Annotated in this window: 14 protein-coding genes; 5 read left to right on the forward strand and 9 right to left on the reverse strand. The window is 39.0% G+C overall.

All coding sequences use genetic code 11. From position 1 onward, the window contains the following. Positions 1-3: 3 nt before the first annotated feature. On the reverse strand, positions 4-699 hold the full coding sequence (locus tag IQ247_RS17130) for an aldehyde oxygenase (deformylating) (protein WP_193922058.1): 696 nt from the start codon (positions 697-699) through the stop codon (positions 4-6). 292 nt (positions 700-991) lie between these two features. Between IQ247_RS17130 and IQ247_RS17135 the strand changes: the two genes are divergently transcribed. Both IQ247_RS17135 and IQ247_RS17140 read left to right on the forward strand, forming a co-directional pair. Next, positions 992-1,819 carry a carbohydrate ABC transporter permease gene (locus tag IQ247_RS17135; protein ID WP_193922060.1) on the forward strand — a complete coding sequence of 276 codons (828 nt, stop codon included), beginning with the start codon at positions 992-994 and terminating at the stop codon, positions 1,817-1,819. A 309-nt stretch (positions 1,820-2,128) separates the two neighbouring features. Further along, positions 2,129-2,770: a pentapeptide repeat-containing protein gene (locus IQ247_RS17140; protein WP_193922062.1), complete on the forward strand. Its 642-nt coding sequence runs from the start codon at positions 2,129-2,131 to the stop codon at positions 2,768-2,770. Positions 2,771-2,882: 112 nt separating this feature from the next. On the opposite strand, the gene IQ247_RS17145 is transcribed toward IQ247_RS17140, so the two are convergent. The 4 genes from IQ247_RS17145 to IQ247_RS17160 form a co-directional block, all read right to left on the reverse strand. After that, complete coding sequence (locus tag IQ247_RS17145) at positions 2,883-3,914, reverse strand: hypothetical protein (protein ID WP_193922064.1); 1,032 nt, start codon at positions 3,912-3,914, stop codon at positions 2,883-2,885. A 196-nt stretch (positions 3,915-4,110) separates the two neighbouring features. Then, a complete protein-coding gene (glgB, locus tag IQ247_RS17150) occupies positions 4,111-6,405 on the reverse strand; it encodes a 1,4-alpha-glucan branching enzyme (RefSeq protein ID WP_228059818.1) in 2,295 nt (764 codons plus the stop codon). Between the two features lie 215 nt (positions 6,406-6,620). Next, positions 6,621-6,956 (reverse strand): hypothetical protein, encoded by a 336-nt coding sequence (locus IQ247_RS17155; RefSeq protein ID WP_193922067.1) that lies wholly within the window; start codon positions 6,954-6,956, stop codon positions 6,621-6,623. Between the two features lie 642 nt (positions 6,957-7,598). Next, the gene (locus tag IQ247_RS17160; protein WP_193922068.1) at positions 7,599-7,769 is read right to left on the reverse strand and encodes a hypothetical protein; all 171 of its coding nucleotides are present in this window, start codon (positions 7,767-7,769) and stop codon (positions 7,599-7,601) included. A gap of 449 nt (positions 7,770-8,218) precedes the next feature. Here IQ247_RS17160 and IQ247_RS17165 point away from each other — a divergent pair, with 449 nt between their 5' ends. The 3 genes from IQ247_RS17165 (at position 8,219) to IQ247_RS17175 (ending at position 11,287) form a co-directional block, all read left to right on the forward strand. Further along, on the forward strand, positions 8,219-8,884 hold the full coding sequence (locus tag IQ247_RS17165) for a hypothetical protein (protein ID WP_193922069.1): 666 nt from the start codon (positions 8,219-8,221) through the stop codon (positions 8,882-8,884). A 110-nt stretch (positions 8,885-8,994) separates the two neighbouring features. Further along, complete coding sequence (locus IQ247_RS17170; RefSeq protein ID WP_193922070.1) at positions 8,995-10,821, forward strand: peptidoglycan D,D-transpeptidase FtsI family protein; 1,827 nt, start codon at positions 8,995-8,997, stop codon at positions 10,819-10,821. A gap of 244 nt (positions 10,822-11,065) precedes the next feature. Continuing rightward, positions 11,066-11,287: a hypothetical protein gene (locus IQ247_RS17175; RefSeq protein ID WP_228059819.1), complete on the forward strand. Its 222-nt coding sequence runs from the start codon at positions 11,066-11,068 to the stop codon at positions 11,285-11,287. Here the strand turns inward: IQ247_RS17175 and IQ247_RS17180 are convergent. From IQ247_RS17180 to IQ247_RS17195, 4 genes are all read right to left on the reverse strand, one after another. Continuing rightward, positions 11,284-11,808 carry a GNAT family N-acetyltransferase gene (locus IQ247_RS17180; protein WP_193922071.1) on the reverse strand — a complete coding sequence of 175 codons (525 nt, stop codon included), beginning with the start codon at positions 11,806-11,808 and terminating at the stop codon, positions 11,284-11,286. The genes IQ247_RS17175 and IQ247_RS17180 overlap by 4 nt on opposite strands. A 34-nt stretch (positions 11,809-11,842) precedes the next feature. Continuing rightward, a complete protein-coding gene (locus tag IQ247_RS17185; protein ID WP_193922072.1) occupies positions 11,843-12,652 on the reverse strand; it encodes a 3'-5' exonuclease in 810 nt (269 codons plus the stop codon). A 176-nt stretch (positions 12,653-12,828) separates the two neighbouring features. Beyond that, on the reverse strand, positions 12,829-13,617 hold the full coding sequence (locus IQ247_RS17190) for an MBL fold metallo-hydrolase (protein WP_193922073.1): 789 nt from the start codon (positions 13,615-13,617) through the stop codon (positions 12,829-12,831). A gap of 169 nt (positions 13,618-13,786) precedes the next feature. Beyond that, complete coding sequence (locus IQ247_RS17195) at positions 13,787-14,284, reverse strand: hypothetical protein (RefSeq protein ID WP_228059820.1); 498 nt, start codon at positions 14,282-14,284, stop codon at positions 13,787-13,789. Positions 14,285-14,404 lie beyond the last annotated feature (120 nt).

Here is a 14,404-nt window from a genome sequence, read left to right on the forward strand (position 1 = left end):
GATTTATATGGCTCGGAGTCCGTATGCAGAAAGACGCATGATATCGCGAGTTGTGAAGCCAATATTACTCAATGCGTCTCCATATTGAATCATAAAGTCTTCTACCAAAGCATCTTTACCCATTGCCATATTTTCGGCATCCTGCTCTACTTCATTAAGCATTCTCCAGATAATAGGCAGATTTTGGGCGTTAGCTTCTTCTAGTTCAGCTTTGGATTGTGCAAAATGTTCTTTCAACCAAACTTCTCCAAAGTTGAGGTGAGTATATTCATCTTGAACAACACCCTCAGTAATTTTACGAGAAAAAGCATCTGCGACTGGAATAAAGATATGGTAAGCGGCGATCGCAAAACATTCGATAATCAAAGATTGAATTAACAAGCAGGTAACAACTTTTTCTTGTGCGGCTGCGTCTTGGAAATTTTGATGCAGTTGAGCAAAAAATTTCTTGGCAAATTCCATATCAGCCGTTACTTCGAGATTTTTAGCACAAGCTTGAAAACCTTTTTTGTGACGCATCTCCATTTTGGAAAGACGAACTAAATCATCTTTTTTATCTGGTAGTAATTGCGCTAGTGATAAATAATTATCGTATGCCTCTTGTTCTCCCTCAACCACAATGGCGTTAATGCGGCTAAAAGCGTCTTTATATGTTTCGCTGCGATAATCTAGTTCAGATGGGGCTATAAGCTCCTGCATCTTGGGTTCCCTCCTAAATATGATATTTGATACAAAATGATGAAGTTTGAATGAAGTCATTAGATTTGTCACAAACCAACCTTTACGGATATCAAGTCAGAGGTATAAATTGCTTTATGTTAATAACCAGCATCAGTTAGGTTAAGTTTTGCGCTTCATGGTTTACCCTTCATCATTAACGGAATTTACGTGGTTTAATTTTACTTAACAAGCCACTATGTTATAGATTAGCTGTTGCTGGGGGCGATTGCTCTAGTAACAGGAAAACTAATGCTTGGATAAAGATTTATTTATGTTTAAACCAAGCCGGACGCGAAAATACGGTAATTTTTTGACCCTAGGAGTACTATTGCTGCTGGCGGTGATTATCCTATTACCGCTAATTGTGGTGTTCCTAACATCATTCGCAACCACCGGGACGACTCAAGATGTGTTACCAAAAAATGGCTCTTATGTAACCAATTACCGCGATGCATGGGGGCGAGGTAAGTTTTTAATAGCGTTTGCTAACTCTACCTTAGTCGCTGTTTGTGTAACCTCTTTTCAAATTATAACTTCGGCATTGGCAGGTTACGCATTAGCGAGGTTGAAGTTTAGAGGGCGCTCGCTATTACTATTGATTGTTTTAGCGACGCTGGTAATTCCTTTTCAATTACTGGTGATTCCTGTATTTTTAGTACTCAAATGGGGACATTTAATAAATACCTACTGGGCGCTGATTTTACCTACTGCTGCTAATGGTTTCGGTATTTTCTTACTACGGCAGTATTTTCAAAGTATTCCCGTAGAATTAGAAGAGGCGGCAGCCATAGACGGAGCAAATAGATTACAAATATTGTGGCAAGTAATGTTACCTTTAGCCCGCCCGGCATTAGTAACGCTGTTTTTATTTACTTTTATTGGTGAATGGAACGATTTATTTAAGCCCTTAGTGTTTACAACTAAACCGGAACTAAGAACGGTACAACTAGCTTTAGCTGAGTTTCAAGAGCAATTTACTAATAATTGGCCTTTACTAATGGCAGCAGTCACCATTGCTACCGTACCTGTAATGTTACTATTCCTCATCGGACAGCGGCAATTTATACGTGGTATCGCAACAACGGGAATTAAGAATTAAGAATTGGTCATTGGTAATTGGTAATAGGTAATTGGTAATTGGGCGATCGCGTAGCGTGTCCATCAAAACTTCCTCGTTATTAATTATTTCCCCCATTACCGATTACCCATTACCGATTACCGATTACCTATTACCCATCCCTTCTATGCCAGTGAATGAAGTGTCATATATCCGTAATAACTCGGTGCTAAGACAATTGTATTTAGAGGTAATGTTTTTGAGACAGTAAAATAAACTGTCATGATTAAAGAGTAATATTTAAAGATTTTTGAACTAAGCTTTAAATTGAATTCAAGCGTAAGCAGTCAAATGAATCACGTGGATGAGAAGAAACTACCTGCTGTATTAATGGCATCAAGTTCAACTGAACTACTTCAACGTTATGCAGTAGGAGAAAGAGATTTTCCTGGTAGCAGATTAAATGGTGCCAATTTAACTCGTGCTAATCTTAGCGGTGCTGATTTGAGCAGAGTTCATCTGCAATATGCTTACTTAGCAGGTGCTAATATGCGAAATACTAATCTTAGCCAAACCTTACTCAATGGAATTCAATTAGTGGGTGCTGATCTACGAGAAGCTAACTTGAGTATTTCCAATGTGAGTGAGGCTGATTTGTCTGGTAGTGATTTGAGCGATGCTGTTTTAAAAAATGCTGACTTACGCGGTACTGACATCAGTAATGCCAATCTTAGCTGTGTTAATTTATCTGGTGCGGATTTGCGCTACGCTAATTTAGTTAATTCTAATTTGAGCTATACAAACTTTCGCAATGCATTTTTAGCTGCGGCGAATTTAAGTAGTGCTTATTTGGTTGGTGCTAATTTAAGCCATGCCGATCTCAATGGTGCAAATGTAGAGAACGCTTTATTTGGATATAATAAAGGATTGGACAAGGCTGCAAAGCTTAACCTACAACTGCGTGGAGCAATATTCATAATTGACGATAATTGAGCGATCGCTATGATGTCTGGTTAGACAATTGTGATCAAGGAAGTAGGGAACAGGGTTAGAAACTCAATAGTATGGTGTAAGAAGGGGGGTTTTGCTGTGGATTTTCTGGTGATTACTCGGTTTCTTGGATTTGCAAGCGGACTGTACGTTCAGTAGTACCACTAATCTGTAATTCCATGACTTCACCACCCAGAGGTTCTAAACAATCAAGTAGTAACCTCAAATGCGGTGTAGAAGCCCCTGTATCGACATAAAGACGATCTGATAAATTAGCGATGCGTTTCCAAGTCATATATAACTTAGCGATAGTTTGCTCTATCTGGGATGCTTGATTCACTAAATCCGCAGCTATATTCATGCATCCGACTCTTTGGGCTTCTTCTAGGGCTGTTTCGATATCAACTTCTTGGGAAGAAAGGGCTTGTACTTGTACGGCAGCTTTGAGATATTTTGCTAGATAACGAGCATCAGTTGTAGCCTGTTTGAGGGTTTCAACATCTGGATTAGCGGTAATTTCATCTTGAATGACTGCTTGATGGGGTTGTGGTAATTTTTCCATTTCTTTTACCAACGGTGCCAGATAGCGCGGCGGAAGGGTATTATCCGCTGCTTTTTGTTTAACTGATTCGGGTAATAATTCCGAAGACATCGCAGTCCATTCCTCAGAAAGCTGCTTTACTTCTCGCCTAGTAATGCGATCGCCATTTTGTGCTGCTTCACTTACCATCACCTGCACTTCTGGTGATGCTTTGGCAGTTTCTACAAAGGCTCGTTTACTGAAGTTGTTGATAGATTTTACTTCCAGCTTACCGGATTGTAAAAGAGTATCGGCACTGTTTGCTAACTCAATTAAACTATAAGCATGGCTTTTACTAATTTCTCGTTCCTTGAGCCATTTGAGAAAGCCGGTACCGCGCCCATCTCCTCCTTTTTTTTCGCGATCGCGAATAGCGCGTAAAATTCTTCCTCGCCAGATATCAGTTTGTAAATCAAATTTATCGCATACCTGCCAAGCTACGTCTAACTGTTGAAGAAAATCTGTGTCTGGAATTCCTTCATCTTCGGGATCGGGTAGCTCAAAAGCCAAATCTGCTGGCTGTTGTAAGGCTTCAACCAGTTCGTTGATATTATCGGTTGACTGCACGGCAATTAAAGTTTAAGGAAAAGCGAATAGCTTGGTTATTATCACATAATCTGGGTACCGGATTTGCTTCTAATTTCTTTTTACGTAGAATGGTATTTTTATTTACTCATAATCAGAAGACGGGTTTTTAGGATGATTATCTTGAATAACAGATATTTCCGCTCAAAACCCGACTTCTCACCCCAGGAAAGTTAAATTACTCTTGTTTGATTACCTCAGCAGTTTTATTGCGATCTAATTTCAGAATCAATACTCCTAATGGTGGTAGACATAAATCCAAGGAATATTGTTGATTGTGCATCGACCAATTATCCGTCCATTTCCCGCCTAAATTACCCATGTTACTACCTCCGTATTCTCGCGCATCACTGTTAAACAATTCGGTATAAAATCCTGGCTGCTGTACACCGATACGGTAGTGAGAATGGGGCTGGGGAGTAAAATTACAAACAGCTACGATGAAATCTTCAGAATTTTTATCGCGACGGATAAATGAAACTACGCTGTGACGATTATCGCTACAGTCAATCCACTCAAACCCAGGTTCTTCAAAGTCTTGAGTATATAGGGAAGGTTGACTACGGTAAAGTTGATTCAAATCTTGGAAGAATGTTTTTAACTGCTGATGTGGCTCAAATTGCAACAAGTTCCATTCTAAATCTGCCCAAACATTCCATTCGCTCCACTGTCCAAATTCCATGCTCATAAACATGGTTTTTTTGCCGGGGTGAGCAAACATAAAGCCAAACAAACAGCGCACGTTGGCTAGTTTTTGCCATCTATCTCCGGGCATCTTGCCGATAATATTACTTTTACCATGCACCACTTCGTCATGAGACAGCGCCAACATGAAGTTTTCGCTGTGGTGATACCACATACTAAAGGTCAGATTATTTTGATGAAACTGACGAAACCAAGGGTCCATGCTGAAGTAATCGAGCATATCATGCATCCAGCCCATGTTCCACTTCAGGTTAAAGCCCAATCCCCCAGTATAGGTAGGCCAGGATACCATCGGCCATGAAGTCGATTCTTCGGCTATGGAAAGCGAACCGGGAAAATAACTAAATATAAGGTGATTTACACTACGAATAAATTCTACTGCTTCTAAATTCTCTCGACCGCCATATTCGTTTGTAACCCATTCTCCTGGTTCACGACAGTAATCGAGATAAAGCATCGAAGCTACTGCATCAACACGAATGCCATCAATATGGTATTTATCAAACCAAAATAAAGCGTTGGCTGTCAAAAAATTACGTACTTCATGACGTGCATAATTAAACACTAGAGTTCCCCACTCTTTATGTTCGCCTTTGCGGGGGTCTGCGTGTTCGTATAAATGAGTACCATCAAAGAAAGCTAAACCGTGTCCATCTTTAGGAAAATGACCGGGAACCCAATCTACAATTACGCCAATTTCGTTTTTATGACACTGATCAACAAAGTACATAAAATCTTCCGGACTACCAAAACGGGAAGTAGGAGCGTAATAACCAGTTACCTGATATCCCCAAGAACCATCAAAAGGATGTTCGGCAATTGGCAGCATTTCAATATGGGTGTAGCCTAATTCTTTGACGTAGGGAATCAGTTTTTCTGCTAATTCCCGATAAGTTAAAAAGCGTGCGCCAGTTTTGAGTTCCGAAACTGCTACCACAGGTTCAACTTCACCATTAGGTAATTTATGTGGTTCATTCGTCCCAGCGTGCAACCAAGAACCCAAATGTACTTCATAAACTGAAATTGGCGCACTCAATTGGTCGGTATGACGGCGTTTTTCCATCCAATCGCGATCGTCCCATTGATAAGTATCTAAGTCCGTGACGATAGAAGCAGTTTTGGGACGAACTTCTTGAGCAAAACCGTAGGGGTCGGATTTTTCGTAAATATGCCCAGCAGCATTTTTAATTTCGTATTTGTAATGTTCTCCTACTTGCAATTCGGGAATGAATAATTCCCAAACTCCAACATCAGAACTTTTACGCATTTGATGTTTACGTCCATCCCAATTGTTGAAATCACCTAGCACTGAGACGTTGCGTGCATTCGGGGCCCAAACGGCAAAGTAAACACCTTTTACACCTTTAATTTCAGTGGAATGCGCTCCTAATTTCTCGTAAATTCGGTGATGATTCCCTTCGTTAAACAGGTGTAAATCAAATTCTGTGAGTTTAGGAGAACGAAAAGCGTAGGGATCGTAAAATACTCGTTCGCTGTCTCCTTCTTTAACCTTGATCTGGTAGTTAGTTAGTTCTTGAGTATCTATAATACATTCAAAAAACTGGGGGTCATGTACGCTCTGCATTTCTTGTTCTTTCCGTTCTTCCGGAAGAACCACCCAAGCAGCACTCGCATTGGGAAGGTAAGCTCGCACAACCCAGACTTTTTTGCCATCTTTCTCTATTTGGTGGGAACCAAGTATTTCAAAAGGGTCTTGATGTTGGTTCCGAATAATGCTGTTAACCTGTTCTGGGGCAATAGTGGTCATAGACATGGAGCTATTAGGCTGAATATTATGGATAAGTGAATCTATTTTTTGTATATCTATATATATTCTTTACATTTATTTCTAGTTTTTGTACGCTTTTTGAGAAATAAACAAAATGGGAGACAAGGAGACAAGGAGATGGGGGGACAAGGAGAATTTTAACCTTAGACCTTTAACCTTAGACTTTTAACCTTAGACCTATCCCCAATATTTAATCAAAAATTTATAAAAGGGAAAATGGTTTTCAATATCTTGCGTAAACGGAGTAGGAAGACCGTATCCCGAACTTTAGGACTAAGTTGGGGTGGGTAGGGGCGTGTTTTTAGTTCGGCTTGTAATTGAGCATATTCGGCGGGGCTTAGAGGTTTGCCATCAATTGGCGATCGCGCTTCGATGATAATTTCTGTTCTTAATATTTCTTCTGGAATATCTACCTTTGGGGGTAATGCAATTACAGGTGTTTTATGATATAAAAATATTTCTCCCAAAATACTGATGATGACAGTTAAAAATACTAACAAAACTGCTTTTTGAGCTTTTTGTCTCTTCATGTTTAATTATTTTTTATTATTCAGCGCTTTTAATTCAAAAATACTAAAAAATAATTTTTAATTATCAAGTTTTCATGCCCATTCTTAGAATAGAGTAGTTGGAAAGGTATATTGCGCTTTTTGGTTGAATGCAATACAAAAAATTAAAACTATGGAAATTCGGACGGGCAAGGATGCCCATCCCATAATTTGAATGTATTTGACTGGGGAATGCCATTACAGGGCGGTGTACCGCTGACTCAAATTAAATTTGCGATAGTTTTACATCCCCATGCATTATAAAGTTTAATGGTTAAAGCTTAACGTTTAGCCTTATTCTCAAGATGAGAATGAGGAATTTGAGAAACTTTTGAGAAACTTTAGCAGATGTCAAATATCGGAGACGGACAAAAAGAGATTCTATAACTTCAAACACTTACTGACATAAAAACCTGGCAATCTCGATAATCATTACCAGGTTTACCTTTTCTACCAAAGCGAAATAGGGAAATTTCAAAAAATTTCAAATATTAGCCCTAAAACGCGATGCTCTATTCTCAAGTTGTCAAAATCAACAGGTAAACCTGCATAACATAATCAACAAAAAGAAGATGAGGAGCGATCTCTCAAAATAGTGATAATAGCCTAAATACTAATTATCAACTATGGGGTAGCTGTGGGAGTAGCTTCAGGTACTGTCCCTGGAGCATCAACTGGTTCTCCAGCAGCGGGTGGAGTATCAGTTGTAGAAGGGGTATCGCCTCCTCCTTCGCAAGCTCCAATAATTGTAGCCAAACCTAACAATAAAGCGAAACCAAAGACTTTTGTTTTCATAACTCCTCTTTCACCAATTCAATCAAGAACTATTTATAGCCTGTTGAATACGATACCTTATTTGTTGATTTTTTTAAATATTGTAGTTTTAATTAATTTCCAGAAATAAATGATTCATTTTTATACTGACCAAACCTTACGTAGGGCGTTCTTATAGCTAAGACAATAAATTGATTATTTTTCGAGTTGGTTAACTGTTCCCTATTTTGCGACAAAGCGCGTTATGATACCAGAAATTCCGAAGTTATAGAAGCACAGTGCCTGTGACCCAACAAAGATGCTATGATGCGCCCAACTCAGGAGTAAATGCTGAGAATTAAAAAGGGGTGTAGGATATTGAATCGATGTATTGTCAAAAATATTACTGGTGATATCCGCATAAAAGTTTTGCACCGATTTTCAGTTTACATTTATCTAACTAAAGCACAGTTTCTTTAAACTAAAAGTTTATGGCTGCTATTCGCAAATCAAATTTAAGAGGTCAAAAACGTTGGTTAGGAAGAGATTCTACTAGTCAAGAGAATTTCAGAGGTTCTAAGATCAATGAACATAACAGCTTTCCAACTTTCTCAAAACCCACACCTGGATTTTTAGATAGATCAAGAGCTTCGAGTATGGTTTCAAATAATCCGTCATCCGCAAAAGTTAAACCTCAACGGGCAAATTATCATCCCCCATTGGATGTAAAAAATATAGAGCGTAAAAAACGCGATCGTAAAGATCGCTTTGCCATACCCTTAATGCCAGATGGTAGTAAAGTACCTATGTGGTTAATGCGTTGGAATTCTGTTCATCGTCACACTTCGGTTGCTAGTTTTCTGTTAGTAAGTGCTACCTTGATAGTCTACGGTTGGACGGTATATTCCCAGCATCTATGGAGTAGTTCCTATAAAAAACTGCAAGATTTACAGCGGGATGAACGTCAGTTGACAAAGCATGATGAGACGCTAAAAAATAAAATGGCACAAGAAGGTCAAAAACCCCATTCTGGACTAATCTCACCAACTCCAGCAAACACTATTTTTTTAGAAGAAACTGCACCGTCAAGCTCTCAGCAGGTTGATAAAAAGTCAGACGAAACAGAAACACAGCCTTTAAATGCGGGCGGATACTAAAATCGGCGTTAGCTACTGTTGCTCCAGATTTTTATTAAATCGGTTGTCATAGGAATTATATATTTGTTTAACGCAAATTTTCCCCAAAGCATGATCAGAGGACAAGCTTTATGCAGAAATTTCCCGGTAAAACCAGTAGAAATCTCAAGAGAGAACATATACACTCGCGTTTTAATCGCAGTATTTTAAAGGATAAACAAAGGAAATTTGCAACAACACCTACACGGGTTTCACCTAATCCGAGAAACCGATTGTTTATGGTTTGGGGTGTATTAATTGCGGCTTGCTTGGGTTTGGGGATTAACTTGTACCGTTTACAAATTGTTGACGGTGCCAAACTGACTCAAAAGGCGCGAAATCAGCAGATGTTTAGTATGCGTCCTTTTATTCCTCGTCGTCAGATATTAGACCGTAATAACAGAGTTTTAGGACTTGACCTTCCAGTTTACACTTTGTACGTACATCCGGAGATGTTTGATAAAAACCAGTCTCCATCAGATATTGCACGTCAACTGGGAACTATTTTAAATCAAGACCCTGAAGAATTAGAAGCAAAATTTAACAAACAAAAAAGCGGTATTTTTATTTCTTCCAAGTTAGCGGAAGAAGTTGCGGATCAAATTGCTGGATTGAAACTCAACGGTATAGATTTAACTAAAAAATACTCTCGATATTATCCCTATCAAGATTTAGTCTCAGATGTCGTTGGCTACGTAAATTCCGACCGTCGGGGAAAAGCGGGTATAGAATATTCCCAAGAGAAATTTCTGGAACGTTCCATGAAGACGGTGCGGATGTCAAAAGATGGTAATGGTAGATTAATCGCAAATCGCGCACCAGATGGATTTTTGAATGTTGATAAATTGCAGATGCAATTAACCATTGATGTTCGTTTGCAACGCGCTACTAGAGAAGCACTCAAACAACAAATAGAAAAATATCAAGCCAAACGGGGGGCAGTAATTGTCATGGATTCATGGGATGGTTCCATCCTAGCTTTGGCTTGTCAACCGACTTACAATCCCAATAATAATTTTACTCAAGATGATATTTCTTTGTTTAAAAATTGGGCAGTAGCCGATTTATACGAACCCGGTTCTACTTTCAAACCATTAAACGTGGCGATCGCCTTAGAAACTGGTAGTATCCAACCAAATGATGTGTTTCGCGATACAGGGTTGATTAAAGTTGCAGATCGTGAAATCCGAAATGCCGAAAAAAACAGCAACGGAAATATTAGTGTTGCTCAAATTTTGCAAACTTCTAGCAATATTGGGATGGTAAAAATCATTCAGCGATTGCAGCCAAGTATTTACTACGGTTGGTTAGAAAGAATCGGATTGGGACAAAAATCTGATGTAGATTTACCGTCTGAAACCAACAGTCGTCTAAAACCCCAAGAAGAATTTACGAATTCGCCTATTGAACCAGCAACAGCTTCTTTCGGTCAAGGTTTTTCCTTAACAGCATTACAATTAGTGCAAATGCACGGAGCATTAGCTAACGGCGGAAAATTGGTTACTCCCCATGTGGTAAAGGGATTGATAGATAATAAGGGACAAATGCATACACAACCAAATTTAAGCGCACCCCGACAAGTTTTCTCTCCTCAAACCACTCAAACAGTGTTAGAAATGATGGAAAGCGTTGTTGATGAAGGTTCCGGTAAACCCGCTGAAATTCCTGGATATCGGATTGCCGGTAAAACTGGTACAGCAGAAAAAGCTGGTGCGACTGGAGGCTATATTCGTGGTTCAAAAATTACCAGTTTTGTGAGTATTTTGCCGGTAGAGTCACCGCGTTATGTGGTTTTAGCATTAGTAGACGAGCCGAAAGGAGAAAATACCTACGGTAGTACTGTCGCCGCACCAATCGCCAAAGAAGTGATGGAAGCGCTGATTAGTATTGAAAAAATTCCGCCAACGAGTTCGAGGTGATTGCTTGCAGTAGCGAGCAAGATGCTCGCACTAAGTGGGTGTGCAAAATTATTTGTGTCCGAAGCGTTCGCGTAAGCGCTTTCGCGACACGCTGCGCGTTTACGCAGTATAGCGAAGCTAACGCTGCACTCGCAATGACAATATACAATTTATTTTGCGCGAGTACTTACAACAGGTCTAGTAGCGCAGCACACTATAATAACCATTAATTTTCATTGGGTTTTAAGCAAATATTAGGTCTAAATTGTTTGTTTCGGTGGGAGTTAGGGAGTCAATTCGTCTCCAAATTAAGCAGCTAGCAGAAGAAGCAGGAGTCAAAGATTCAGAATCATTTTCCCAACAATACTTACTATTAATTGGAGGAGCTAGTTTAATGGCTACGATTGAAGGAGTTCCCGGAGGCGCAAATCATGCTCAGAAAGTTTTGTCTATCTTAATTGATAGTTCTTTAACTGAAGCGAACTAAATATTTTTGGTTTTGGAGTAATAAAGAGCGTCTAAGTTGAACATATGTATTTGTTTTTCGTAATTTAAACCAGCTTTTTCTATAACTCTCTTTGAAGCTTGATTCTCAGGTAATGCCATTGCAATTACTTTATCTAAATTTACTATATTAAAACCGTATGAAATTGATGCTTTCGCGGCTTGAGTTGCAATTCCTCTTCCCCAATAAGCTTGAGCTAAACCGTAAAGAACTTCCACTTCATCTAACTCATCTAAATAGCGCAAACCGCAGTAGCCAACCATTTGAGACGAATCATCTACAATTGCCCAAATACCATACCCTCGTTTTTGCCAATGCTCGACGAAAGAATGAAGGGCTTTTTCTACATTTTCTCTAGGAATTGGGACTCCTCTACTGGGAAGAAAGCGAGTTACTTGAGGTTTTGCCCAAATTGCCGCAAGAGCATCTAAATCAGAGATTTGAATAGGTCGCATTATAAACCCATTAATGTTTAAAATGGTTGAGTCTGTAGAACTAGCCATTATTCATTCCCCAAATTAAAGCAATTGCAAAAACTTAATCATTTCCTTGATGCATCGATTGCCAAATCTTCGTTACTGCTCTTTTCGTAAAACTAGAAAACTCTTTTTCCATCATCCATTTATAATAATTTGGTTCTTTCTTAAATGCTTCTGTAACCAGTTCACCTTTATATTTACCAAAGTTGAATATTACTTGATTTTGGTCGTCATAAATCAGTTTTTTGGTTGGATCGAGAAAATCAAATGGTGTGAATTCCTGTAATTCATCTATATTATTTTTTATCGGATAAGATTTATTGCCTTCTTTATCCTCATATTCTACATTTTCGTAGCGTTCCAATTGCGATTTGAGGACTTCGTATGTAGCGCGAATATCGTTTTCGGCATCGTGAGCGCCGACTAAATCTTCTCCACAATAATATTTATAAGCTGCTCTTAAACTGCGAGGTTCCATTTTATGAAAAATGGTTTGTACGTCAATAATATTTCTGCCTTCAAGGTTAAAATCAATATCAACACGTAAAAATTCTGCGATTAATAAAGGAATATCAAATCTATTCGAGTTGTATCCTGCTAAATCACTATCGTTAATGTAGTTTGCTAAACTATTGGCAATATTTGCAAAAGTAGGTTTATCTTTCACATCTTCGTCGTAGATACCGTGTATTTCTGATGATGCAATGGGAATGGAAATAGTCGGATTAATTATCCAGGTTTTCATTTCTTCAATACCATCAGGAAATACTTTTAATACGGCAATTTGGATAATCCGATCTCTGACAATATCTATTCCTGTTGTTTCTAAATCAATAAATGCAATGGGACGTTTTAAATTTAACTTCATATGACAATAAATAGATATGTTTGGATAAATGGCAACGGGGAATGGGGAAATGTTTTAACAATACAGCTAGAGCTACTGTTATAACAACATAAAAATAGACCAAATTAATCATTTGGTCACTAATTGATGAAATTATTAGTACTGGTATACCGTTAAACTATGGCAATTACCAACTTTTATTGAGAAATTTCCGAAACTGCTCGTTTTTTCAAATTTAATTGAGTGCGATCGCCACTTTTTGGTTCGAGTACTTCCGCTGCAATATTGTGTTGTTGTAACAGAGATCGAAAATCTTCAACGGTTCCCTCTGGTTTGATTAAATTCATTAGCAACCCTTCAAACATCACATCACCACCTGCGGCTGTTGGTAACATTACTTGAGGTTCCAACCATTTTGCAACTTCTAAAGCTTTTTCTTTGCCTTTAATAATTGGTCCGATGAAGGGCAAACCTAAATCTATCAATGGGGTGATGACAACATCTACAGGGGCGGATTTTTTTAACAACTCAGAATGATAACTGTGAGGTTCGTAGTAAAGAGTAAAACCGCTTTCCAGTTCCTTGAGAAGATATCCGTTTTCTACCAAAGTCGGACCAATAGGAGAACCGGGAGTAGCTGTTATTTCCACATTACCATTAAGAGTAAATTTTTCACCATGAGCCAGAGTATTTACTTGCTGGTAGTTGAATTGATTTACTACTTTCGCAGCATTTGCTGAAGCGACAATCGGGATATTGCGATCGAGTTGCTTTAAAGTTGGTGGATGAGCATGGTCTTCCAAACCTTGAGATAGCAAAATTAGGTCAATTTTTTCCGGTATGGCACGTTCTTGAGGACGAGAACCTTTAAACAGCCAATCTAAATTAGCAAAAGTTAACGAACCAACCAGCCAAGGGTCAATCAATATATTTTGACCGCCAATTTCCACCAGCCAGCTATTGCTGTCTAAATAAGTTAAGTACATCGTCTTTGTGGGAGTGAGCTTTTATTCATTATGAAGTATATCTGGGCATGGGGATGTGGGGAGTTTGGCTGGACGAAAGCTGCATCAAGAAGCCATGAAACTCCCAACCTGTTGTTAAGCCCACAAAAATACTGCGTTCAATTCCCGAACGATAGTTTTTTTCCCATACTCACGCCCGAATCACAGTAATCCTACGTTGATTTTCCGTCACCACAACCTGGGTTGATAACCGTTCCTCAATTGGTAGGGCATTTTTCCGCCGATCAAACACAAATAACCAACCTTCCTCTAACCCCAACCGCGCTAAATAGGATTCTAATTGCTCAATTCCCGACTCTTGGGGGTCACGCTTTTTTTCACGCCATACTTTTAATTCGATTCCCAATGTAACGTTTTTATAGCATAAACATAAATCCATTCTGTCACTACCAATTGCATATTCCCGTTCCAAGGTTCCACCACCATTGACAACACGATGCAAGAAAGCCATTAATACGATGTGGGGGGCAATTTCATGATAAACAGCACTACCAAGTAATGGTTCTCCGTGCTGTCGCCAAAATTTGATAAAGGCTTCAAGCAAAGCAGCTTTATTTAATTCGCCTTCGGGGGTTAACCAACTAGGACTAATGTGGGGTAAACTATCCTGAGTTCCCTGCAGTGACATACTCCTACACTGACTGATTACAGAGAGCGTGTAGGCTTCTCACCAAATCCAGCTATTGCTTCGGATACTCGATGAGCTTTAAGAACCGGATGCCCCACGGCTCTATTTTTTATTACGATA

It is taken from the genome of Plectonema cf. radiosum LEGE 06105 (genome assembly GCF_015207665.1).
GTDB lineage: Bacteria > Cyanobacteriota > Cyanobacteriia > Cyanobacteriales > Nostocaceae > Rivularia > Rivularia radiosa_A.

Coding starts and splice junctions, on each gene's coding strand:
- IQ247_RS17130 (WP_193922058.1), bottom strand. CDS start 699: ATGCAGGAGCTTATAGCCCCATCTGAACTAGATTATCGCAGCGAAACA.
- IQ247_RS17135 (WP_193922060.1), top strand. CDS start 992: ATGTTTAAACCAAGCCGGACGCGAAAATACGGTAATTTTTTGACCCTA.
- IQ247_RS17140 (WP_193922062.1), top strand. CDS start 2,129: ATGAATCACGTGGATGAGAAGAAACTACCTGCTGTATTAATGGCATCA.
- glgB (WP_228059818.1), bottom strand. CDS start 6,405: ATGACCACTATTGCCCCAGAACAGGTTAACAGCATTATTCGGAACCAA.
- IQ247_RS17155 (WP_193922067.1), bottom strand. CDS start 6,956: ATGAAGAGACAAAAAGCTCAAAAAGCAGTTTTGTTAGTATTTTTAACT.
- IQ247_RS17160 (WP_193922068.1), bottom strand. CDS start 7,769: ATGAAAACAAAAGTCTTTGGTTTCGCTTTATTGTTAGGTTTGGCTACA.
- IQ247_RS17165 (WP_193922069.1), top strand. CDS start 8,219: ATGGCTGCTATTCGCAAATCAAATTTAAGAGGTCAAAAACGTTGGTTA.
- IQ247_RS17170 (WP_193922070.1), top strand. CDS start 8,995: ATGCAGAAATTTCCCGGTAAAACCAGTAGAAATCTCAAGAGAGAACAT.
- IQ247_RS17180 (WP_193922071.1), bottom strand. CDS start 11,808: ATGGCTAGTTCTACAGACTCAACCATTTTAAACATTAATGGGTTTATA.
- IQ247_RS17185 (WP_193922072.1), bottom strand. CDS start 12,652: ATGAAGTTAAATTTAAAACGTCCCATTGCATTTATTGATTTAGAAACA.
- IQ247_RS17190 (WP_193922073.1), bottom strand. CDS start 13,617: ATGTACTTAACTTATTTAGACAGCAATAGCTGGCTGGTGGAAATTGGC.
- IQ247_RS17195 (WP_228059820.1), bottom strand. CDS start 14,284: ATGTCACTGCAGGGAACTCAGGATAGTTTACCCCACATTAGTCCTAGT.